16 protein-coding genes are annotated in these 21,859 nt (G+C 63.3%); 7 read left to right on the forward strand and 9 right to left on the reverse strand.

Annotated elements, in window-relative coordinates; translation table 11 throughout:
* Positions 1-213: 213 nt before the first annotated feature.
* The gene (locus tag DQW91_RS12850) at positions 214-3,909 is read right to left on the reverse strand and encodes a vitamin B12-dependent ribonucleotide reductase (RefSeq protein WP_112664045.1); all 3,696 of its coding nucleotides are present in this window, start codon (positions 3,907-3,909) and stop codon (positions 214-216) included.
* A 725-nt stretch (positions 3,910-4,634) separates the two neighbouring features.
* Here DQW91_RS12850 and DQW91_RS12855 point away from each other — a divergent pair.
* Both DQW91_RS12855 and DQW91_RS12860 read left to right on the forward strand, forming a co-directional pair.
* Positions 4,635-5,045: an NADH:ubiquinone oxidoreductase subunit NDUFA12 gene (locus DQW91_RS12855; protein ID WP_112664046.1), complete on the forward strand. Its 411-nt coding sequence runs from the start codon at positions 4,635-4,637 to the stop codon at positions 5,043-5,045.
* Positions 5,046-5,067: 22 nt separating this feature from the next.
* Complete coding sequence (locus DQW91_RS12860) at positions 5,068-5,289, forward strand: hypothetical protein (protein ID WP_112664047.1); 222 nt, start codon at positions 5,068-5,070, stop codon at positions 5,287-5,289.
* 26 nt (positions 5,290-5,315) lie between these two features.
* On the opposite strand, the gene DQW91_RS12865 is transcribed toward DQW91_RS12860, so the two are convergent.
* Both DQW91_RS12865 and DQW91_RS12870 read right to left on the reverse strand, forming a co-directional pair.
* On the reverse strand, positions 5,316-5,942 hold the full coding sequence (locus tag DQW91_RS12865) for a hypothetical protein (RefSeq protein WP_112664048.1): 627 nt from the start codon (positions 5,940-5,942) through the stop codon (positions 5,316-5,318).
* Positions 5,939-7,174 (reverse strand): alpha/beta fold hydrolase, encoded by a 1,236-nt coding sequence (locus DQW91_RS12870; protein WP_198411865.1) that lies wholly within the window; start codon positions 7,172-7,174, stop codon positions 5,939-5,941. The genes DQW91_RS12865 and DQW91_RS12870 overlap by 4 nt, the downstream gene beginning before the upstream one ends.
* A 251-nt stretch (positions 7,175-7,425) precedes the next feature.
* Here DQW91_RS12870 and DQW91_RS12875 point away from each other — a divergent pair, with 251 nt between their 5' ends.
* Positions 7,426-8,034 (forward strand): DUF2155 domain-containing protein, encoded by a 609-nt coding sequence (locus tag DQW91_RS12875; protein ID WP_245411020.1) that lies wholly within the window; start codon positions 7,426-7,428, stop codon positions 8,032-8,034.
* On the opposite strand, the gene aat is transcribed toward DQW91_RS12875, so the two are convergent.
* The 5 genes from aat to DQW91_RS12900 form a co-directional block, all read right to left on the reverse strand.
* The gene (gene aat, locus DQW91_RS12880; protein WP_112664051.1) at positions 8,031-8,702 is read right to left on the reverse strand and encodes a leucyl/phenylalanyl-tRNA--protein transferase; all 672 of its coding nucleotides are present in this window, start codon (positions 8,700-8,702) and stop codon (positions 8,031-8,033) included. The two genes, DQW91_RS12875 and aat, sit on opposite strands and share 4 nt — an antisense overlap.
* A 71-nt stretch (positions 8,703-8,773) precedes the next feature.
* Entirely contained in the window at positions 8,774-10,129 is a 1,356-nt protein-coding gene (gene accC, locus DQW91_RS12885; protein WP_112664052.1) for an acetyl-CoA carboxylase biotin carboxylase subunit, read from the reverse strand.
* Positions 10,130-10,134: 5 nt separating this feature from the next.
* Complete coding sequence (gene accB / locus DQW91_RS12890; protein WP_112664053.1) at positions 10,135-10,620, reverse strand: acetyl-CoA carboxylase biotin carboxyl carrier protein; 486 nt, start codon at positions 10,618-10,620, stop codon at positions 10,135-10,137.
* A gap of 24 nt (positions 10,621-10,644) precedes the next feature.
* Positions 10,645-11,112 carry a type II 3-dehydroquinate dehydratase gene (gene aroQ / locus DQW91_RS12895; protein ID WP_112664054.1) on the reverse strand — a complete coding sequence of 156 codons (468 nt, stop codon included), beginning with the start codon at positions 11,110-11,112 and terminating at the stop codon, positions 10,645-10,647.
* A gap of 143 nt (positions 11,113-11,255) precedes the next feature.
* Entirely contained in the window at positions 11,256-12,032 is a 777-nt protein-coding gene (locus DQW91_RS12900) for a DsbA family protein (protein WP_112664055.1), read from the reverse strand.
* 158 nt (positions 12,033-12,190) lie between these two features.
* Between DQW91_RS12900 and DQW91_RS12905 the strand changes: the two genes are divergently transcribed.
* Positions 12,191-13,372, forward strand: a complete 1,182-nt coding sequence (locus DQW91_RS12905; protein WP_112664056.1) for a pyridoxal phosphate-dependent aminotransferase — start codon at positions 12,191-12,193, stop codon at positions 13,370-13,372.
* A gap of 179 nt (positions 13,373-13,551) precedes the next feature.
* On the opposite strand, the gene DQW91_RS12910 is transcribed toward DQW91_RS12905, so the two are convergent.
* Positions 13,552-16,146, reverse strand: coding sequence for an Rne/Rng family ribonuclease (locus tag DQW91_RS12910; RefSeq protein ID WP_112664057.1), 2,595 nt, complete (start codon positions 16,144-16,146; stop codon positions 13,552-13,554).
* A gap of 605 nt (positions 16,147-16,751) precedes the next feature.
* On the opposite strand from DQW91_RS12910, the gene DQW91_RS12915 reads away from it, so the two are divergent.
* The 3 genes from DQW91_RS12915 (at position 16,752) to prfB (ending at position 21,856) form a co-directional block, all read left to right on the forward strand.
* Positions 16,752-18,023 (forward strand): N-acetylmuramoyl-L-alanine amidase, encoded by a 1,272-nt coding sequence (locus DQW91_RS12915; RefSeq protein WP_112664058.1) that lies wholly within the window; start codon positions 16,752-16,754, stop codon positions 18,021-18,023.
* 146 nt (positions 18,024-18,169) lie between these two features.
* Positions 18,170-20,596: a penicillin-binding protein 1A gene (locus DQW91_RS12920; RefSeq protein WP_112664059.1), complete on the forward strand. Its 2,427-nt coding sequence runs from the start codon at positions 18,170-18,172 to the stop codon at positions 20,594-20,596.
* 131 nt (positions 20,597-20,727) lie between these two features.
* Positions 20,728-21,856 (forward strand): peptide chain release factor 2 gene (prfB, locus tag DQW91_RS12925; protein WP_112664060.1). Its coding sequence is split into 2 segments (ribosomal slippage): positions 20,728-20,796 and positions 20,798-21,856, totalling 1,128 coding nucleotides; the frame shifts between segments, so codons are not numbered across the junction.
* The last annotated feature ends 3 nt before the right edge of the window (positions 21,857-21,859 follow it).

The raw sequence follows: 21,859 nt of genomic DNA on the forward strand, positions 1-21,859 counted from the left end.
TGAGACGCGCCAGGTGGTTGCGACCATCCTAGTCATTTTCTGAGTGACGGATGAGTCCAACTTTGGGAGGTGTGAGCGCAAACTCCTTGGCGAGCCTCACTAACCTTGCATCTATTCTCACCTACGGACAGACTATGCAGTCACTTGCGGGCAGACTTCGCTGAAATCTGCCCAAACTTTCAGTTTCGGCACAATTAGGTGTTGTCAACGAAGTTAACTGCACCCCGTCGTGCTTCCGCACGTATCGCATTTCAAGCACGTCCCATTCCGAACCAGCGTAAAGTTCGCGCACTCCGGGCACGCTTCGCCCACGTAACCCTTCATCTTCGCCTCGGCGCGCTTGTCAGCGAGGGAAGGGGTGGCTGCGGGGGCGGTGAAGGCGAGTTTGGCGATTTCCGCTTCGCCGACGGTTTCCTGCACCAGCTCGCTCTTGAGGGCGGCTGCGCCCGTGGTGGCAAGGGCCACGGCGGGGGCCGCGGCGCGGGCGATGGCGGCTCCGCCGGGGATCAGCATCAGGCGGTCGACATTGCCGCGGGTGAAGCCGCGGGAGACGACGGTCGTCGCCGGTGCGGGCTCGGGAGCCTTCGATTGCGCTTCGCCCTGGCCGATGGTGGTGGGGCCGGCTTCCGACGGGTCCACATGGGCGAGATCGTTGCGCCCGAGATAGGACACGGCCAGCTCGCGGAATACGTAGTCGAGGATCGACGTCGCGCTCTTGATGCGCTCGTTGCCCTGCACGAAGCCCGCGGGCTCGAAGCGCGTGAAGGTGAAGGCCTCCACGTATTCCTCCAGCGGCACGCCGTATTGCAGGCCGAGCGAGATGGCGATGGCGAAGTTGTTCATCATCGCACGGAAGGCCGCGCCTTCCTTGTGCATGTCGATGAAGATCTCGCCGAGGCTGCCATCGTCGTATTCGCCCGTGCGCAGGTACACCTTGTGGCCGCCGACGACGGCCTTCTGGGTGTAGCCCTTGCGGCGGTCGGGCATCTTCTCGCGCTCGTGCACCTTCACCACGCGCTCGACGATCTTCTCTACGATCTTCTCCGAGAGATTCGCGGCCTTGGCGGCGGCGGGCAGGGCGACGAGAGCCTCGACGGCATCCTCCGCATCCTCGTCCTCATCGGCGATGAGGGCCGAGTTGAGCGGCTGCGAGAGCTTGGAGCCGTCGCGGTAGAGCGCGTTGGCTTTCAGCGCCAGACGCCAGGAGAGCATGTAGGCGTTCTTGCAGTCCTCGACGGTGGCGTCGTTCGGCATGTTGATGGTCTTGGAGATCGCGCCCGAGATGAAGGGCTGCGCCGCCGCCATCATGTGGATGTGGCTCTCCACCGACAGATAGCGCTTGCCGATCTTGCCGCACGGATTGGCGCAATCGAATACCGCGTAGTGCTCGGTCTTGAGGTGAGGCGCGCCTTCGAGAGTCATCGCGCCGCAGATGTGGATGTTCGCCGCTTCGATATCGGCCTTCGAGAAGCCGAGGAAGGTGAGGAGGTCGAACGACGCCTCATTCAGCTTCTCGGCCGGGACCTTCAGCGTGCCGGTGAGGAAGTCCTCGCCGAGCGTCCACTTGTTGAAGACGAACTTGATGTCGAAAGCGCTCTTCAAGCCCTTCTCGACCGCTTCGATCTTCTCGTCTGTGAAGCCCTTCGCGGCAAGCGTCGTCGGGTTGATGGCGGGGGCCTGGCGCATGGAGCCGTGGCCCACCGCGTAAGCCTCGATCTCCGCGATGTCCGCCTCACGGTAGCCGAGGGCGCGGAGCGCATCCGGCACGGCGCGGTTGATGATCTTGAAGTAACCGCCGCCAGCGAGCTTCTTGAACTTCACGAGGGCGAAGTCAGGCTCGATGCCGGTGGTGTCGCAATCCATCACGAGGCCGATGGTGCCCGTCGGCGCGATCACGGTGGCCTGCGCGTTGCGGTAGCCGTGCTTCTCGCCGAGTTCGAGCGCCTTGTCCCACGCAGCCTTGGCGTGCGTCACGAGGTTCTGATCAGGGCAGGAGGCGTGATCGAGCGGAACCGGGTTGACGCTCAGACCTTCATAGCCCGTGTCGTGCCCATGCGCCGCGCGGCGGTGATTGCGGATGACGCGCAGCATGTGCTTCGCGTTCTTGGCGTAGTTCGGGAACGGCCCGAGCTCGCCCGCGATTTCCGCCGAGGTGGTGTAGGACACGCCGGTCATGATCGCGGTGAGCGCGCCGCAGAGCGCGCGGCCTTCCGCCGAGTCGTAAGGCAGGCCCATCGTCATGAGCAGGCCGCCGATATTGGCAAAGCCCAGGCCCAGCGTGCGGTATTCGTAGGAGAGCTGCGCGATTTCCTTGGAGGGGAACTGCGCCATCATCACCGAGATTTCGAGAACGACGGTCCACAGGCGGCAGGCATGCTCGTAGGACTTCGCGTCGAAGGTCTTCGTTTCGCGGTCGTAGAACTGCAGCAGGTTCGCGGAGGCGAGGTTACAGGCCGTGTCGTCCAGGAACATGTATTCCGAGCAGGGGTTCGACGCCCGGATGCGGCCACCGGCGGGGCTGGTGTGCCAGTCGTTCATGGTGGTGTTGAAGTGCAGGCCGGGATCGGCGGATGCCCAGGCGGCGAAGCCGATCTGCTCCCACAGGTCGCGGGCCTTGATGGTCTTGATGACCTTGCCGTCCTTGCGGGCGGTGAGGTTCCAGTCGCCATTGGCCTCGACGGCGCGCAGGAAGTCGTCCGTCAGCGAGACCGAGTTGTTGGAGTTCTGGCCTGAGACGGTGAGATAGGCCTCCGAATCCCAATCCGTGTCGTAGATCGGGAAGTCGATATCCGTGTAGCCCTGCTTGGCGAACTGGATGACGCGCTTGATGTAGTTGTCCGGGATCATGACGCGGCGCGCCATCTTGATCTCGCGCTTCAGGGCCGGGTTCTTCTCCGGATCGAAGCAGGCGTCGTCCTGTCCCTCACAGTTCACGCAGGCTTTCAGAATCGCCTTGAGGTGCTTGTTGCCGAGCTTGGAGCCGGCGACGAGAGCAGCAACCTTCTGCTCTTCCTTCACCTTCCAGTCGATATAGGCCTCGATGTCCGGGTGATCGACGTCGACCACCACCATCTTCGCCGCGCGGCGCGTGGTGCCGCCGGACTTGATCGCGCCCGCCGCGCGGTCGCCGATCTTCAGGAAGGACATGAGGCCGGAGGAGCGGCCGCCGCCGGAAAGCTTTTCGCCTTCGCCGCGCAGCTTGGAGAAGTTGGAGCCTGTGCCCGAGCCGTACTTGAACAGGCGTGCCTCACGGACCCACAGGTCCATGATGCCGCCTTCGTTCACCAGATCGTCCTCGACGCCCTGGATGAAGCAGGCATGCGGCTGCGGATGCTCATAAGACGACTTCGACTTCGTCAGCTTGCCGGTCTTGTAGTCCACGTAATAGTGGCCCTGGCCGGGGCCATCGATGCCGTAGGCCCAGTGCAGGCCGGTGTTGAACCACTGCGGCGAGTTCGGCGCGACCATCTGGTTCGCGAGCATGAAGCGCATCTCGTCGAAGAAGACCTGAGCGTCCTCCTCGGAGGAGAAATAGCCGCCCTTCCAGCCCCAGTAGGTCCAGCAGCCGGCGAGGCGGTCGAAGACCTGCTTGGAAGAGATTTCGGAGCCGTAGCGCTTGTCTTCCGGCAGCTTGGCCAGCGCCGCCTCATCCGGCACCGAGCGCCACAGCCAGGAAGGAACGTTGTTCTCTTCAACCTTCTTCAGGTGCGCGGGGACGCCCGCCTTGCGGAAATACTTCTGGGCGAGGACGTCGGAGGCCACCTGGCTCCAGGTCTCCGGCACTTCGATGTTCTCAAGCCGGAAGACGACCGAGCCGTCCGGATTGCGAATTTCACTCGTCGCGAGACGGAAGGCGATGGAAGAATAGGGCGATTGCCCAAGCTTGCTGTAACGCCGCTCGATCCGCATCAGTCAGTTCCTTATAAGGGAGACAATAAGTCCCCGGGCCGCGACTGTCGCGCGGCTCCTCAGCCCACAATATTTTGACGCCCCGACGAACCCTCTTTGAGGGCTACGCCACACATGCAACGCCCGAGTTTGGGCCGCTTCCAGGGCCGCTTTCTTCTCGCGATGCAATATTTCCGCGAGGGTGCGACGCTTTGCCTTTGGAAGGGTGTTGGCCGGCCCTTTCAGGTCGGCTGCCGGTCTCGGGTCGGCACGTTTCCAAGCTAGTCGTGACTGCCGTGTGACGTCAAGAACTTGTGTCATCGGGCCCCGCCAAAAACTACATATAGTGTTTTCTGTGTAAATTGTGGATAGCGTTGAAAGTCGCCGCTAAGCCTCGGAGACTCCTTCGAGATTCCACATTCGGCATTTTGTCCTCCGGTTGATCGGACATCGCGAAGTGCGTCCCGGAAGCCACAAGTGCCCATACGTCATGTCTAATGCTTATCGGATGTGATTTAGCGCTCGGTTTCTGATGGGCGATATCCGGATTCGGGACCAAGTGTCGGCAGATGTTAGGAGAATCGTCTGCACGGCGCTTCGACGGGTGGGATGGGGAATCGTTCGGCGATTCTCCCTCGCTTGGGCGCTCTCTCGCGGGCAGCGTCGCACCATGCGCTAAAGGCTGGACTTCGTGCCGTTGCGAAGCCATATTCCGCGCGATTTTCGACGAACCTTCGGCGGCAGCGATGAAACAGTTTTGGCTTCAGTTCTTTACCTGGTGGAACGGCCAGACGCTCGGCACACGATTCTATACGTGGCGCCGCGGGCAGTTCGTGGGGCAGGATGAGTTCGGCAACAAATACTACCGCGCACAGGGACCGCTGATCGACCGGTCCGTCGGGACGGAGCGCCGCTGGGTGATCTATGTCGGCGATGCCGATGCCTCCCGCGTGCCCCCCGGCTGGCGCGCTTGGCTCACCCACAATGAGAACGTTCCGCCGAGCGAGGACAAGTATCAGCCGCGCGAGTGGGAAAAGGGGCATATCCCGAATCTCACCGGTACGCCGCAGGCCTATCGCCCCGCCGGTTCGCAACTCGCCTCCGGCCAGCGCCCGGCTGCGACGGGCGATTACGTGCCCTGGACGCCGGGCGAGTAATTCTTCCGGTCGAGGCAGCCCCATGTTGAACCGCCTGAGCCAACGCCGCTGCCTGGAATGCGGACGCCTCTACGGCGATCCCGATTTTACCTATCATGCCGGCCGGATCGAAAAGGGACCGGCCTATTGGACCGACGAGGGCGTGCTGTGCTCGCACGCCTGTTCCGTGGCGCACTTCAAGCGGCGCAACGAAGAAGGCCGCCCGATGGCCGAGCCGGCGGACGAGACGTTCCCGAAGGGCTAGTCCCGCGCCGTACCCAGGTTGACGCACTAAGCGCCCGGTTTCGGGTGAAACTCCGTCTGCCGTCTCAGCGGGGCGTTCGCGAAAAGGTCGAAGGATTGAATCACATGTCCTTGCGAGACATGGAGATTTCGCGCCACGCCGGAGCCTTTCAGGACGCCGCCGCGCCGGTCGGGATCGGGTTCGCGGTAATCGCCGCCATTGCCGAGCGCGCAATTCTGGCAACGGATCGGCCCGAGAATCTGCGCGCCATTCCCGATGTCATTCGACAAGGTGAGAGAGCCGCCCCCGAGAAGGCGCGCCGTGTTGCCGATAGTGATCGCAGCGCCTGCCTCGGCCTTCACGGTAAAGCCGCCTTCCTCGCCGATCTCGGCCAACGCACCGATGGCGACCGTTCCGCCATCGGCGACGATGCGCGTTCCTGGAAAGAGCGCAGTGCCGTTGCCGATGGTGATCGAGGACTGACCCAATCGCTGAACGACCGTCCCCGGCCAGAAAATCACAAGCGCACCGATATCCACGCCGGGTGAAATCAGCGTCGAGGACGGGTCGAGGATCATCACGCCCCTGTTCGCCAAAGCCAGCGTATCGGCAAGGCTCAGAAACCCGAGCTGTTGCCGCGCGGCGTCGTTCGAAACGGGGAGGGGCGCGGTCATATCCGTTCCTTCAGCCAGCTGCCGATGATGTTGCCGAGTTCGGTATGAACTTCGCCGCCCCTGTCTTCCCTGCGGGCGAGGAAGCTCTCCTTCTGGTCCTTCATCTTGTAGAAGTAATGATCCATGTCGGCGATCTCGACGAAAGTCGCCGATCCCGGCCGGGCCGCGTTGAGCACGTCCAGGATCTCGCGGTGCTCATCCGAGCTCGTGAGAAAATCGGCGCTGCCGTAGATGAGGAGCGTGTCCGGTTTCAACCGCGTCCAAAGGCCCGGAAGATCCTGGGCCGCGATCTGCTGCAGATAGGAATCGGAGGAGGGGATCTCCATTTCCGCCGCGCATTCGGGGCGCTTCTCCAGGATTTGCGCACGAGGCTGGCGCTCGATGAGAAGCGCGTTCATGCACCATTGCTTCAACTGCATCTGGCGGCCGATCTTCTGCGGCTCCGTCCCTGCAAGCTTGAGCTGGCGGCGGCGGTTTATCAGTTCGTACTCGAACCAGGTGCTGCCAATGGTGCTCATGGCGACGATGCCGCGCACCGGCTCTTCATCCGCGACGAGCGGCCCGACGATGCCGCCGATGCTGTGCCCGACGATAAAGACTTTGTCGGCATTCACGAAAGGCTTCGCCTTCAGGGCCTTCAGGCCCGCCACATAGCCTTTGACTTCCGTGAGCATATCGACTTGCGAGCAAGGAGCGCCCTCGCTGTCGCCCATGCCGCTTTTCTCCACGCGCATCGTCACGAAGCCCTGGCGGGTGAGGGAGGACAGGATCTGTCGATAATTGGCTTTCTCGTCGAAGGGATAGTCCATACTGTAGCAACCGACGCCCCCGACGAACAAAACTGCCGGTTGCTTGCCGTCGCGGGGCGGCTTCGTGACGATGGTTCGGCGAAGCACGCCCTCGACATCGACCGCCTCATAAATCGTCTCGAAGCCCTCGGTGGTTTCGAGGGGCTGGCCGATCAGTTGCACGATGCGCTCTTCGCGCTTGCCGTCCCGGATCAGCGAAAGCCGTAACGCCGCACCGGCGCGGTTCGCGCGGACGACGCCGATGACGTCCGCGCTCGAACGAATGGCGTCGTCGTTGATCTTCGCCAGAACGTCGCCCTTCAGAAGGCCCGCCTTCTCGGCGCTCGACCCCGGAATGATCCGCTCGATCAGGATGCCTTCGCCTTTGGGGAGCAATCCGCTTGCCGCGTGCTGCTCCGGCAAGGCGGTCATGCTGATGCCCATGAAGGCACGCCGCGCAAGGTCCGCACCTTGGGCTGTCAGAGGGAGATGGGAGGCGAAAACGAAAGCCAGAGCACAGGGCAGGAGACGCATAGGAAAACCTTTCTGATGTTCTGACGTTATATGATAACTGCGCGTGCAGCGAAACTTTCGCGTGCACTGCCCTTTTTCCAACATTGTTGACGTGTTAACGCGTTGCCTGAATGCAAAGACGGCCACGTTTGGCCGGCTGAGACATGGCGCGGACAGGCAGTATGAATTTCGGTTGGACACGGGCCTCTTTGGTGCTCGCATCTGTGGTTTTCGGCGCGGGCGCTGCTCAGGCGGATCGGATCAAGAATCCGACGGCCCTGTTCTCCGGCCTCGACAAGATCACGGGGCGAATCGTTTCCTTCGAAGTCGGGGTGGGCGAGACCGTGCAGTTCGGCTCCCTGCAGATGACACCCCGCGCCTGCTTCACCAAGCCGCCGAACGAAAATCCGAACACCACTTCCTTCGTCGAGGTGGATGATGTCGGGCTCGACGGCCACTACAAGCGCATCTTCTCCGGCTGGATGTTCGCATCGAGCCCTGGCCTGCACGGCGTCGAGCATCCGGTTTACGATCTCTGGCTTGTCGATTGCAAAGGCGGCACGGAAGTGATCGCCGAGCCGAAGGACGTGCCCGAGGAATTGCCGCCCATTCAGCAGGAGCCGCCGCGCCAAGGGCAGCAGCCGACCGGTATCATCGCTCCTCCCGGAGGCCTGATGGCTCCCGGTGGCGCGGCTCCTGTCGAGACCGCTCCGGTGCAGCGCCCGCCGCGGCAGGTGCTGCCGGCGCAGCGCACTCCGGCTCTCAACAACAACCGGTCGAACGACCGCTAGGGATTGCTCGCGGCGAGCGCGGCGAGGGCCTCTTCCCCGGTCACGATCTTGCCGGGTGGCCACGTATGCCAGTCGGCGTCTTTGTCCAGCGCCGCCTGGAGCTTCAGCTTGTATTGGCGACGCGAGATCTCGATGGCGCCGAATTGCGCCAGATGGGGCGTGACGAACTGCGTGTCGAGCAAGGTGAACCCGCCGCGACGTAGCCGCGCCACGAGATGGACGAGAGCGACCTTGGAGGCGTCTCGCTCTGTATGGAACATGCTCTCGCCGAAGAAGGCGCTCTTCAGCGATACCCCGTAAAGACCGCCGACGAGCTTGCCTTCCTGATACACCTCGACCGTGTGGCAATGCCCGGCCTCGAACAATGCACCGTAGAGATCGCGGATGCGTTTGCTGATCCAGGTTTTCTCTCGGTCCCGTCCAGGTGCGGCGCAGCCGTCGATCACCCCGTCGAAATCGTGATCGACGCGAACCTGAAACGTATCGGAGCGGACGGTGCGTGCGAGCCTTTTGCCCACATGGAACGTATCGAGCGGGATAATGCCGCGCTCGCGGGGCTCGACCCAAAAAAGGGAAGGATCGTCGGCATCTTCCGCCATCGGGAAGATGCCGGCCGCATAGGCCTTGAGCAGGATCTCAGGCGTGATCTCGACGGAGTCGCCTCTCATCCGGAGAGGTTAGCACGGATTTGAGCGGGACGCGCCACCAGTCTTGGGGCGGCGCATCCCTGAAGTGAGGCTCAGTTTTCCTCGAGGCCGCCGGTCTTGAGGAAATTCTCAAGCCAGTGAATGTCATACTGGCCGTTCTGAATTTCCGGGTTGCGCACGAGAGTGCGGAACAGGGGCAGGGTGGTGTCCACGCCGTCGACCACGAACTCGTCGAGGGCGCGACGCAGGCGCATGAGGCATTCGTTGCGCGTGCGGCCATGGACGATGAGCTTGCCGACGAGGGAGTCGTAGTGCGGGGGAATGCGGTAGCCCTGATAGGCCGCCGAATCCACGCGCACGCCGAGGCCGCCCGGCGGGTGGAAATAGCTGATCGTGCCCGGTGAGGGGCGGAAGGTCGCGTGATGCTCCGCATTCACGCGGCACTCGATGGCATGACCTTCGATCTTGATGTCGCTCTGCTTGACGGAGAGCGGGTGCCCCGCCGCCACGCGGATCTGCTCGTTCACGAGATCGATGCCGGTGATCATCTCGGTGACCGGATGCTCCACCTGGATGCGGGTGTTCATCTCGATGAAGTAGAACTCGCCGTCCTCGTAGAGGAACTCGATGGTGCCGGCGCCTGCGTATTGCAGTTCCTGCATCGCCTTGGCAACGATGCCACCGATGCGCTCGCGCATTTCCACGTTGAGGGCGGGCGAGGGGCCTTCTTCCCATACCTTCTGGTGGCGGCGCTGGAGCGAGCAGTCACGCTCGCCGAGATGCACGGCGTTGCCCTTGCCGTCGCCGAGAACCTGAATCTCGATGTGGCGCGGCTTCTCGAGATACTTCTCGATATAGACCGCGTCGTCGCCGAAAGCGGCCTTGGCCTCGGTCTTGGCAGTCTGGAGGGCGTGGACGAGATCTTCCTCCGTCCGCGCGACCTTCATGCCGCGTCCGCCGCCGCCGGCAGCCGCCTTGATGATGACGGGGTAGCCGATGTCCTTGGCGACGCGCTTGGCTTCCGCCTCATCGGTGATGCCACCCTCGGAACCCGGCACGCAGGGAATGCCCAGGCGCTTGGCCGTGCGCTTCGCCTCGATCTTGTCGCCCATCATGCGGATGTGTTCCGCCTTGGGGCCGATGAAGGCGATGTGGTGATGCTCCAGCACTTCGGCGAAGCGGGCGTTTTCCGAAAGGAAGCCGTAACCGGGGTGAACCGCGTCCGCGCCGGTGATCTCGCAGGCGGCGATGAGCGCCGGGATGTTGAGATAGCTGTCGCGAGCGGCCGGCGGGCCGATGCAGACGCTCTCATCGGCGAGGCGCACATGCATGGCGTCGGCGTCAGCGGTGGAATGAACCGCGACGGTAGCGATGCCGAGTTCCTTCGCGGCGCGCAGGATGCGCAGTGCGATCTCGCCCCGGTTGGCGATGAGGATTTTGTCGAACATCGGCGTTACTCGATGACGATCAGCGGCTCGCCATACTCGACCGGCGAGCCGTCTTCCACATGGATGGCTGTCACAGTGCCGGCGCGGGGTGCCGTGATCTCGTTGAAGGTCTTCATCGCTTCGATAAGCAGGACCTTGTCCCCGGCCTGGACCTTGGAGCCGACCTCGACGAAGGGCTTCGCCTCAGGCGAGGGGCGCAGGTAGGCCGTGCCGACCATCGGTGAGAGAACCGCGCCGGGGTGAGACGCCGACTTGACGGCGGCGGGCGCGGCTTCGGTGACGGCTGCGGGCGGGGGCGCGACAACGGGGGTCGGAGCCGCCGTCGGATAGGGGGCTGCAGCATAGGGAACCGCGACCTGGGTCGCCGTGGCGCGCGCCACGCGAATGCGCAGGTCGCCCTTTTCCACTTCGATTTCGGTGAGATCCGTATCGGAGATCAGGGTCGCCAGCTCACGCACGAGATCCGGATCAAAGGGGTTGTCTTTAGCCATAGGGCGGCCTCTTAATCTTGAGAATCAATGTTTCGAAGGCTGTTGCGCGCGTGCGCGCTCGATCATCACCTGATGAACAGCATCAAGCCCGAGGAGGTAGCTCATCGGGCCGAAGCCGCAAATCACGCCGATGCAGACCGGGGCGATGAAGGAGCGATGGCGAAAGCCCTCGCGCGCATGCACATTCGACAGGTGGACCTCGACCGTCGGCGCTCCGGAGCCGGCGATGGCGTCCCGGAGTGCGATCGAGGTGTGGGTATAGGCGCCGGCGTTGATGACGATTCCTGCTCCTTGCGCCCCCGCTTCCTGGATCCAGTCCACGAGTTGTCCCTCGTGGTTCGACTGGCGGAAGGTGACGTTCACCGCAACCTTGGCAGCCTTTTCGCGCACGAGACGTTCAATCTCGGCGAGCGTGATGCTCCCGTAGATATGCGGCTCTCGGCGGCCCAGCATGTTCAGGTTGGGTCCGTTCAGGACATGGATGGCAGTCATCGCGGCTTAAAGCGCTCCGAAAAGCCTCCCCGGAGGGAGGCCGAAACGCCCTCTTAGCCAAAAGAAGGGCCTTGGGAAAGGGGATTGAACGGTTCATCCCATGCGAAGAACGGGGTTCCCAAGGTTTTGCCGGGGTTCGCCGGTCAGCAACTCGCCTTGCCGCATTGGCGGACGCTGGCGACCACCTGCTTGAGCGGATCGAGGCCGACGGCGCCCGGGATCACGGAATCGCCGATGATGAACGCGGGCGTGCCGGTCAGGCCGAGCTTGTCGCCGAGGTCAGCATTCTCGGCGAGGGCCGCCTTCACGTCGTTCCCGTTCATGTCCTTCTGCAGGCGGGCGATATCGAGGCCCATATCCTTGGCGACTGCGATGGCCCGGTCGCCGTTCACGCGGCCACGGCTTTCCAGAAGCTTGGTGTGGTAATCAAAGAGCTTGTCGCCCGAGAGCTGGTTCCTGGCCGCGAGGGCGACGCGGCTCGCCTCCACGGAATCCGGGCCGAGAACCGGGAAGTCTTTCAGTACGATGCGAAGCTTCGGATCGGCCTTGGTCAGAGCCTGCAGGTCGCTGAGGGCGCGCTTGCAGTAGCCGCAATTGTAATCGAAGAACTCGACGAGGGTGACATCGCCGTTCGGGTTGCCGACGACATAGGAATGCGGGGCATTCAGGATCGCCTTTTGGGATTCCTTCATGGCGGCGGATTGCGCCACGCGCTGCTGGTCGGCCTGGCGCTTCTCGAGCTCGGCGATGACTTCCTGCAGAAGCTCGGGGTTCTTGAGAAGATAATCCCGAACGATGTCGCCGATAGCCTGGCGCTGGGCCTCGTTGAATTGGGTGCTCTGGGCGAGCACCGGCGCGCCCAGGCTGAGCATTCCCGCAACAGCGGCCATTCCGAAAGCGTGGCGAAGAGAAAAGCGCATCGTCAGTCCTATCGTTCGGGGCGAGGGCGGCACGAATCCGCGCAACGCCCGCAACATATTCTCCACGAGGGGTTAAAGGGTTGCCAAGGCAAACGTCAAATCACGCCTTCGTTGGTCAAAATGTTGAAGGGCGCGGTTCGACAGGCTACGAGCGTTTCATGAGCAAATCGATCGTCGCTACACCCGGTCCCCACATCGCCCGCCGCATGGAGCGGGTTTCGTCCTTCCTCGCGATGGATGTATTGAGCGCCGCCGCGGCGAAAGAAAGGCGAGGGGACAGCGTCATCCATATGGAAGTCGGCCAGCCTTCCGCGCCTGCGCCCCGCGCGGTGCGCGAGGCGGTCAAGGCCGCCCTCGATCTCGGCCGGATCGGCTATACCGAGGCGCTCGGGATTGCCCCCTTGCGGGAGCGCATCGCTCGCCACTACCGCGAGACTTACGGTGTCAGCATCGCGCCCGAGCGCGTGGTGGTGACGACAGGCTCCTCGGCCGGGTTTGTGCTGGCTTTCCTGAGCCTCTTCGACGCAGGCCAGCGCGTTGCGATCACCGCGCCCGGATACCCCGCCTATCGCAACATTCTCGAGGCGCTCGATATCGAACCGGCGACGATCCCTCTCGCCAAGGCCGACGGCTGGATCATGACGGCGGACGCCATTGAGAAGGCCCATGCGGAAAAGCCGCTCCACGGCATTCTCGCCATGAGCCCGGCGAACCCTTCGGGCACGATGATCGGGCGCGCCGCGCTCGCGGCCTTGGGCGAAACGTGCCGCCGCTTGGGCCTCTGGTTCGTCTCGGACGAGATCTATCACGGCCTGACTTACGGCGAACCCGCCTCGACGGCTCTGACGTCGGACGATGATGCCGTCGTCATCAACTCGTTCTCCAAATACTACTGCATGACCGGCTGGCGGATCGGCTGGATCGTCGTGCCGGAGCGGCTGGTGCGCCCCATCGAGCGGCTGGCGCAAAATCTCTACATCTCGCCGCCCTATCTCTCGCAGGTCGCGGCGCTCGCAGCCTTCGATGCGGTGGATGAGCGTGAGGCGATCAAGGCAGGATACGCCCGCAACCGCGCGCTGCTTCTGGAAGAGCTGCCCCGCATCGGCATCACCGACATGCACCCGGTGGACGGGGCCTTCTACATCTATGCGGATGTCGCCCGTTACACGAACGACTCCATCGCCTTCTGCAAGCGCATGCTGGAGGAAACCGGCATCGCCGCGACCCCGGGCCTCGATTTCGACCCCATCGAAGGCGCGCATTACCTACGCCTGTCCTTCGCGGGCTCGGAGAACGATTGCCGTGAGACGGTGCAGCGGCTGAAGGGGTGGTTGAAGTAGGCCTTTTGGGAAAACTCAACCGCACAAGGATGCTCGTCTCAAAACCTCACCCTTCCCAAGCCTCACCCTGAGAAGCGAAGCGTCTCGAAAGGCGAGGCGGTTCCAGCGCGCATTCAGAACGAAGCTGAAGGGTGGGCGCGAAAAAAAGCCCCGGCAAAACCGGGGCTTTTTTATTTCGGTTACGATCCGCCGAGGACCGACTTGGCCTTGGACCACCAGCCGGCCCGCTTCGGGCGATTGGGGTCTTCCGGGGTCAGCACGACGGCGACGGGTTCCGGCTCGGAGACGATGGGCGCGCGGGGCGCTTCTTCCACCTTTTCCGCCACGGGCTCGGCCTGAACCGGAGCTGGCTGCCGCTCCACGCGCGGCTCACGTTTCTCGCGCGGCGCGCGCTCTTCAACGAGAGGCGCTTCAGCCGGAGCCTCATCCGCGAAGGTGGCTTCCTCGCCCTCAGAGAGGGGAGCGCCTTCCTCGCGGTTGCGGCCCCGTCCGCCGCGACGTCCGCGACGGCGACGGCGACCCTGGCGCTCGCCGGAGCCTTCGCCTTCGGTCGCTTCCCGCGGTTCTTCGCCCTCAGCAGCGGTGGCTTCGCCTTCCTCGGCTTCCTCGCCGCCTTCTTCTTCACCCTCTTCACGAGCTTGCGCTTCGTCGGTAGCACCTTCCCGGTCGCGCCCGCGACGACGGCGGCGACGACGGCGGCGGCGGCCCTGGCCGTCTCCTTCTTCGTCTCGCTCGCCGTGGCCGGCCTCTTCGGCCTCGGCCTCGGCTTCGATTTCTTCGATCTCCGCTTCCTCGGCCTCGGCGAGTTCGTCGGCGGGGATGATCGTGTCGATCTGCACACCGGTTGCGGCGGCCTTGTGCTCGAGGCGCAGGGCCGGTTCGCCACGCTCGATGGCGAAGGTCGTCGTGCCCATCAGGCTGTCATCGGGGAGGATGGTGATGGAGACGCCGAAGCGGGTTTCCAGTTCGCGCAGGTGAACGCGCTTCTGGTTGAGCATGTAGAACGCCGCCTCCGACCGCGTGCGGACGGTAAGGTTGAAGCCGGAATTCTTGATGAGCGTTTCCTCGATGGAACGCAGCACGTTGAGCGCGACCGACGGGGTCGCGCGCACGAAGCCCGTGCCCGCGCAATGCGCACAAGGAACGGAGGAGGATTCGAGCACGCCGGTGCGGATGCGCTGGCGCGACATTTCAAGCAGGCCGAAGGGCGAGATGCGGCCCACCTGAATGCGGGCGCGGTCGTTCTTCAGGCACTCGTTCAGTTTCTTCTCGACAGCGCGGTTGTTGCGCTTCTCTTCCATGTCGATGAAGTCGATGACGATGAGGCCCGCCAGATCACGCAGGCGAAGCTGACGGGAAATCTCTTCCGCCGCTTCGAGGTTCGTGCGCAGGGCCGTGTCCTCGATGTTGTGCTCGCGGGTGGATCTTCCTGAGTTCACGTCGATGGAAACCAGCGCTTCCGTCGGGTTGATGACGAGATAGCCGCCGGACTTCAGCGTGACCGTGTTCGAGAACATTGCGTCGAGCTGAGCCTCGACACCGTGCTTCGCGAAGAGAGGCTGCTGCTCGCGGTAAGGCTGGACGATCTTGGCATGGCTCGGCATGAGCATGCGCATGAAGTCCTTGGCCTCGCGGTAACCCTCGTCTCCGGAGACGAGAATGTCGTCGATGTCCTTGTTGTAGAGATCGCGGATGGCGCGCTTGATGAGCGAACCTTCCTCATAGACCAGCGAGGGCGCGGAGGAGCTGAGGGTGAGCTCCCGCACGCTCTCCCACAGGCGCATCAGATATTCGTAGTCGCGCTTGATCTCCGGCTTGGTGCGCGAGGCGCCCGCCGTGCGCAGGATGATGCCCATGCCGTCCGGCACCTCGAGATCCTGAGCGATCTCCTTCAGGCGCTTGCGGTCGGCCGCGTTGGTGATCTTGCGGGAAATGCCACCGCCGCGTCCGGTGTTCGGCATGAGGACCGAATAGCGGCCGGCAAGCGAAAGATAGGTGGTGAGGGCCGCGCCCTTGTTGCCGCGCTCTTCCTTGACGACCTGAACCAGCAGAACCTGCCGGCGCTTGATGACTTCCTGAATCTTGTACTGCTTGCGCGAGACGCGCGTGCGCTGGGGAATGTCCTCGTGCGCATCGTCGCCGCCGAGCTGCTCGATGACATGGTGAGGCTCGACCTCGCCGTCTTCATGGTCCTCGTGCTCGTCGCCGGACTCTTCCTCGGCGTGGCCTTCTTCCGTCTCGATCCCATCTTCGATGGTGGCGACGGCATCCGAGCCGGAGACGACCTCGATCAGCGCGCCGGTATCCTCGCCATCAAAGGCTTCGCCCTCGGCGATCCCGCCTTCGACGGATTCGCCCTCGGGAGTAGCGCCCTCGGCGCCTTCTTCGACGGCCCCGCTGACGGTCTCATCGCTTTCCGCCTTCTTGGTGGCGGGGCGGCGACGGCGGTTGCGGCGGCGCTCTTCCTCCTGCTCCTCTTCCCGCTGGGCTTCTGCCTCGGCTTCGAGAAGGGCCTGACGGTCGGCCATCGGGATCTGGTAATAATCCGGATGGATTTCGCTGAAGGCGAGGAAGCCGTGCCGGTTGCCGCCGTATTCGACGAAGGCGGCCTGGAGGGACGGTTCGACGCGGGTGACTTTCGCGAGGTAGATATTGCCTCGCAACTGCTTCCGGCTAGCGGATTCGAAGTCGAACTCTTCGACCTTCTGGCCGCGCACCACCACAACCCGGGTCTCTTCCGGGTGGGAGGCATCGATGAGCATTTTGTTTGCCATGTTGGACTCTCGACATGGCGACCGGAGGCAAGACCTTGAGCGGGAGCCGCGCTGTTAGCGGGCGGCCGCGCCGGAAAATGAGTCGGCGGGCTGAAGCGTGAGGATTGCGAACGGTCGCCATCATGCGCCGCGTTGGGGCGCATTCTGGGTTAAACCGGGCCGAAACCATGCTGAATTGTGTCAGGCAGTGGCTGGCGCGAAGGAAATCGCGCGCATCGAAAGGTGCTCCCACGACAGTCAAGAGTGACTTCGCCTGCGCAACCATTCGACGACGGCCCTTTCGAAAACGATGCGCCAGCAGGGCTGGCCATCGGCGAAAAACGGCGGAAATTACGCCATAGAGCCTGTCCGCGAGCCTATAGGAAGTGACGTCGGCCCAGATCAGGATCGATCAACACAATCGTCTCCTGGAGGGCGCCGTCAGATTCGGCCATGCCGGACGGGATCGAGATCATTACAGATCGATTGGGGCATTTGGCAAGATGCTGGGACGATGTGACCTAGTTGCAACATGCCCGGATCAACGGACTTTTAAAGGGGATGAGCTTCCTTAACCAAATCCGGACTATGGGGTAGGAGGGGCTCCTGGAGAAGCTGGGCTCAGGATGCACGATCTCTCTTTTTCACGTCTGGCATGCTTTTTCCTGCTCGTCGCGCTGTTCGCCGGGGGCGCGGGGCCCGTTGCTGCTGCGCCGAACAATGGGAAACCTGCCCCGATTGCCGCCGAGGCCGACCGCTCGCCCGCCGTGGCCGCCGACATCATTCTTGAGAGCGAAGCCTCCAAGACCCGCTTCAAAGTGGTGCTCTCCAAGCCGGTGACGGTCAGCGCCTTCGTGATGGAGCGCCCCGACCGGGTCATTGTCGACCTGCCGGAAGTGGCGTTCCATGTTCCCGCGGAGGCGGGACGCAGGAAGGCTGGGGCTGTGGCGTCCTTCCGATACGGCCTTTTCGCCCCCGGCCAGTCCAGGGTGGTGATCGATCTGGCGCAGACCGCCGTCGTGTCCGCGACCGAGGTTTCGCAGCGGGATGACGGTTCGCACCTTCTCACCATCGAGCTGACGAGGGTCGAACGGGAGGAATATCGCCGCGCGGCTGCCGCCAACGCGGCCGCGACGGCGGCCAAAGCCTCGATTTCCGAGCCGGAGCTTGCGTCGAACCAGGACGCTCGTCCGCTCATCGTGATCGATCCCGGACATGGCGGCATCGATCCCGGTGCGGCCTCCCTGATCGGCACCTACGAGAAGGATCTTGTGCTCGCGTTTGCCCAGCTTTTGAAAAAGAGGCTCGATGACGGCGGCCGCTACAGGGTGGTGCTGACCCGGGACAACGACGTGTTCATTTCCCTCAGCGACCGGGTGAAGTTCGCCCAGAAACGCAAGGCCGACCTGTTCATTTCGATCCACGCCGACTCGCTTTCAGGCGGTCAGGACGTGCGGGGCCTGACGGTCTACACCCGGGCGGAGAGGGCGTCCGACGCGGATTCAGCCCGGTTGGCCGACCGGGAAAACAAGGCGGATGCCATCGCCGGCGTCGACGCCAAGGAGGAGTCGAATGACGTTTCCGACATCCTCCAGGAGCTGACTTTACGCGAGACGCGGGTTTTCTCGCACGGATTCGCGACGAATCTCGTCAGTTCTCTCGAATCCGTGGCGCGCCTCAATAAAAATTCCCGGCGCGAGGCCGGGTTCTGGGTGCTGAGAGCCCACGATGTGCCCTCCGTGCTGCTGGAACTCGGTTACCTGTCGAGCAAGCAGGATTACGATCTTCTGATTTCCGACGAGTGGCGGGCCAAGGCGACGGCCTCGATCGCGGCCGCGGTGGATCGTTTTTTCACCACACGGTTCGCAAAACGCGACCCTGCCGCAGTTTTACCATAGATACAGTGTGGATACCCGTAGCGGGCACGCGATTCCTCGGATAACAGGGCAGGGCTGACAGGAGCCGCTTGCCCCGCCTTGGGTTCAGGTGGCCAAATCAGCGCGAAATGAGCGCCGTCAGGCGTCGACAACGGACTTTTTCTCGGATGCGCATCATCCTACGATTTTTCGGCTTTCTGTTTAGCGTCGGGGCGATCTTTTTCCTGATCGGCGCCGCTATCATAGCCTATGGCTTCTGGCACTTCTCCAAGGACCTGCCGGACCATGCGCAGCTCGCCAATTACGAGCCGCCGGTGATGACCCGCGTCCACGCGACGGACGGCAGCCTGATCGCGGAGTATGCCCGCGAGCGCCGCCTCTACATTCCGATCCAGGCTGTTCCGAAACGCGTCGTTTCCGCTTTCCTCTCCGCCGAGGACAAGAATTTCTACAAGCACGCGGGCATCGACCCGGAAGGCATCGTGCGCGCCATCATTGCCAATGTGAGCTCTGGCGGCAAGCGCGAGCAGGGCGCTTCGACCATCACCCAGCAGGTGGCGAAGAACTTCCTTCTCACCAACGAGCGCAGCTATGAGCGCAAGATCCGCGAGGCCCTCATCGCGCTGCGGATGGAATCGACCTTCTCGAAGGACAAGATCTTCGAGCTTTACCTCAACGAGATTTATCTCGGCCTCGGCAATTACGGCATCGCCGCCTCGTCGCTGAACTACTTCAACAAGTCGGTTCACGAATTGTCCATCGCGGAAGCCGCCTATCTCGCGGCCCTGCCGAAGGCCCCCAACAACTATCACCCGTTCCGCCAGCGACAGGCCGCCATCGGCCGCCGCAACTGGGTCATCGACCGCATGGTGGAGAACAACTACATCACGCGTGAAGAGGCTGAAGCGGCGAAGAAGGAGCCGCTCAACGTCACTCCGCGCGTTGTCTCGCCGAACAGCATCGCCTCCGGCTATTTCGCTGAAGGCGTGCGCCGCGAGATCGCCGAGCGCTACGGCGAGCAGAAGCTCTATGAGGGTGGCCTTTCCATCCGCACGACACTCGACCCGAAAATGCAGGCGATGGCCCGCAAGTCCCTGGTCGACGGCCTCGTCCGCTACGACGAGGCCCGCGGCTGGCGCGGCGCGCAGCAAAAGATCGAGCTTGCCGGCCGCGAGTGGGGGCTCGCGCTTGCTGAAGTGACCTCTCTCGCCGACGTGCAGCCCTGGCGCATGGGCGTCGTGCTCGAAGTCTCCGGCGGGCGCGCTCGCATCGGCCTGCAGCCGAAGAAGGATTCGTCGGGGCAGATCGTCAAGGAGCGCGAACTCGGCTTCGTGACGGCGGACGGCGTGAAATGGACCCGCCGCACGGTGGACAAGGTGCTCGCGCCGGGCGACGTGGTTTATGTCGAGCCGCTCGACGGCAAGCAGGACCAGTTCCGCCTGCGCCAGGTTCCTGAAATCTCCGGGGCCATCGTCGCGATGGATCCCAATACCGGCCGCGTTTATGCGATGGTCGGCGGGTTCTCCTTCGACCAGAGTGAGTTCAACCGCGCGACGCAAGCCCTGCGCCAGCCGGGTTCAGCCTTCAAGCCGCTCGTCTATGCGACGGCACTCGACAACGGCTACACGCCCTCGACCCTGATCCTTGACGATCCGCTGACGATCAACATGGGGCCGGGGCAGGAGGCCTGGACGCCGTCTAACTTCGAGAATGGCGGCGGGGGCGCGCACACGCTGCGCTACGGCGTCGAGCATTCCAAGAACATCATGACCGTGCGCCTGGCGCGCGATATCGGCATGCCTGTGGTGTCCGAATATGCTCGCCGTTTCGGCATCTACGACGACATGCTGCCGCTTCTCTCGATGTCGCTCGGCGCCGGCGAGACGACCGTGATGCGCATGACGGCGGCTTACGCCATGTTCGTCAACGGCGGTCATCGCATCAAGCCGAGCCTGATCGATCGCATTCAGGACCGCAGCGGCAAGACGATCTATCGTCACGACGACCGTCAATGCACCGGCTGTGATGCTCCGCGTTTCGACGGCAATGCGCCGCCCAAGCTCGCGGACAACCGCGAGTCCGTGGTCGATACGCTCACCGCCTACCAGATCACCTCGATCCTCGAAGGCGTCGTGCAGCGCGGCACAGGCCAGTCAATCAAGGCCGTGGGCAAGCCGCTCGCCGGCAAGACGGGAACGACGAACGACGCGAAGGACGTGTGGTTCGTGGGCTTCTCGCCGGACCTCGCAGTGGGCGTGTTCCTCGGCTACGACAAGCCGCGTTCTCTGGGCGCGACGGCGCAGGCCGCGCACTACGCTGCGCCGGTGTTCCGCGATTTCATGAAGATGGCGCTCAAGGACAAGCCCGCGACGCCCTTCCGTGTGCCTGCCGGAATCAAGCTCGTGCGCATCAACGCCGGTTCCGGCACCCGTGCGGGCCCGGGCGATACGGGAGGTGTGATCGTCGAGGCGTTCAAGCCCGGTACGGCACCGCCCGATTCCTATATGCCGCCGACTGATCCGGCTGCGGAAGCGGGGCTCGCCTCGCCGGAAGCGCAGCAGGCGGTGGGCGTCGGCACCGGCGGCCTGTATTAGGCCCCGCTCCGCAAACCATAAAAGAAGGCCGAAGCTGGGTCTCCAAAAGGGACCCAGCTTCTTTACACCCTGCGACGCTCCCCTTAAACGGGACCGCAATTCCTCTGGCAGAGTTCAGAACAAGCAAGACAATGCGCGCCGAAATTCAACACCTCGTAGATGAGACCAAGCAGTCAGTCGGGCTGCTGAGGAGGCATCTTTGACTGGGATAATGCCCAGAGACGCCTCGCGGAGCTGAACGCTCAAGCTGAAGACCCGAATTTCTGGAACGATGCGGAGGCCGCGCAGAAGACCATGCGCGAGCGCACCTCCATCGAGGACCAGATCACGGCGATCAAGCGCCTCGAGCAGGAACTCGATGATGCCATCACCCTGATCGAACTCGGTGAGATGGAAGAAGACCAGGGCACGATTACCGAGGGCGAGGAGGCGATCCGCGCGCTCCAGGCCGAGGCCGCACGCCGCCAGGTCGAAACCCTGCTTTCCGGCGAAGCCGATGGCAACGACACCTACGTGGAAGTGCATTCCGGCGCAGGCGGCACCGAGAGTCAGGATTGGACCAACATGCTCCAACGCATGTATGGGCGCTGGGCCGAACGCCGCAAATACAAGGTCGAGCTGCTCGAAATCACCGACGGCGAAGAGGCGGGCATCAAGAGCGCGACGCTCCTCATCAAGGGCCTCAACGCCTATGGCTGGCTGAAGACCGAGTCCGGCGTGCACCGCCTCGTGCGCATTTCGCCCTTCGACTCCAACGCGCGCCGCCACACGAGCTTCGCGTCGGTGTGGGTCTATCCGGTGGTGGATGACCGCATCAACATCGAGATCAAGGAATCCGATTGCCGGATCGACACGTTCCGCTCTTCGGGCGCAGGCGGCCAGCACGTCAACACGACCGACTCGGCGGTTCGTATCACTCACATCCCCACCGGCATCGTTGTGGCCTGTCAGCAGGAGCGTTCGCAGCACAAGAACCGCGCGACCGCCTGGAACATGCTGCGCGCGCGCCTCTATGAGGCCGAGCTGAAGAAGCGGGAAGAAAAGGCCAACGCCGAAGCCGCCGCGAAGACGGATATCGGTTGGGGCCATCAGATCCGCTCCTACGTGCTCCAGCCCTATCAGTTGGTGAAGGACTTGCGCACGGGAATGCAATCGACCAGCCCGCAGGACGTGCTCGACGGCGATCTCGACCAGTTCATGGAAGCCTCCCTCGCACAGCGCGTCTATGGCGGCGGCGAGGCGGTCGAGGATATCGATTAGGGC

The sequence above is a fragment of the Microvirga flavescens genome, assembly GCF_003290125.1.
In the GTDB taxonomy this organism is placed as follows: Bacteria; Pseudomonadota; Alphaproteobacteria; order Rhizobiales; family Beijerinckiaceae; genus Microvirga; species Microvirga flavescens.

Bases quoted from the DNA above. Each gene is read 5' to 3' on its own strand.
- DQW91_RS12850 (WP_112664045.1), bottom strand. From the start codon at position 3,909: ATGCGGATCGAGCGGCGTTACAGCAAGCTTGGGCAATCGCCCTATTCT.
- DQW91_RS12855 (WP_112664046.1), top strand. From the start codon at position 4,635: ATGAAACAGTTTTGGCTTCAGTTCTTTACCTGGTGGAACGGCCAGACG.
- DQW91_RS12860 (WP_112664047.1), top strand. From the start codon at position 5,068: ATGTTGAACCGCCTGAGCCAACGCCGCTGCCTGGAATGCGGACGCCTC.
- DQW91_RS12865 (WP_112664048.1), bottom strand. From the start codon at position 5,942: ATGACCGCGCCCCTCCCCGTTTCGAACGACGCCGCGCGGCAACAGCTC.
- DQW91_RS12870 (WP_198411865.1), bottom strand. From the start codon at position 7,174: ATGGGCATCAGCATGACCGCCTTGCCGGAGCAGCACGCGGCAAGCGGA.
- DQW91_RS12875 (WP_245411020.1), top strand. From the start codon at position 7,426: ATGAATTTCGGTTGGACACGGGCCTCTTTGGTGCTCGCATCTGTGGTT.
- aat (WP_112664051.1), bottom strand. From the start codon at position 8,702: ATGAGAGGCGACTCCGTCGAGATCACGCCTGAGATCCTGCTCAAGGCC.
- accC (WP_112664052.1), bottom strand. From the start codon at position 10,129: ATGTTCGACAAAATCCTCATCGCCAACCGGGGCGAGATCGCACTGCGC.
- accB (WP_112664053.1), bottom strand. From the start codon at position 10,620: ATGGCTAAAGACAACCCCTTTGATCCGGATCTCGTGCGTGAGCTGGCG.
- aroQ (WP_112664054.1), bottom strand. From the start codon at position 11,112: ATGACTGCCATCCATGTCCTGAACGGACCCAACCTGAACATGCTGGGC.
- DQW91_RS12900 (WP_112664055.1), bottom strand. From the start codon at position 12,032: ATGCGCTTTTCTCTTCGCCACGCTTTCGGAATGGCCGCTGTTGCGGGA.
- DQW91_RS12905 (WP_112664056.1), top strand. From the start codon at position 12,191: ATGAGCAAATCGATCGTCGCTACACCCGGTCCCCACATCGCCCGCCGC.
- DQW91_RS12910 (WP_112664057.1), bottom strand. From the start codon at position 16,146: ATGGCAAACAAAATGCTCATCGATGCCTCCCACCCGGAAGAGACCCGG.
- DQW91_RS12915 (WP_112664058.1), top strand. From the start codon at position 16,752: ATGCACGATCTCTCTTTTTCACGTCTGGCATGCTTTTTCCTGCTCGTC.
- DQW91_RS12920 (WP_112664059.1), top strand. From the start codon at position 18,170: ATGCGCATCATCCTACGATTTTTCGGCTTTCTGTTTAGCGTCGGGGCG.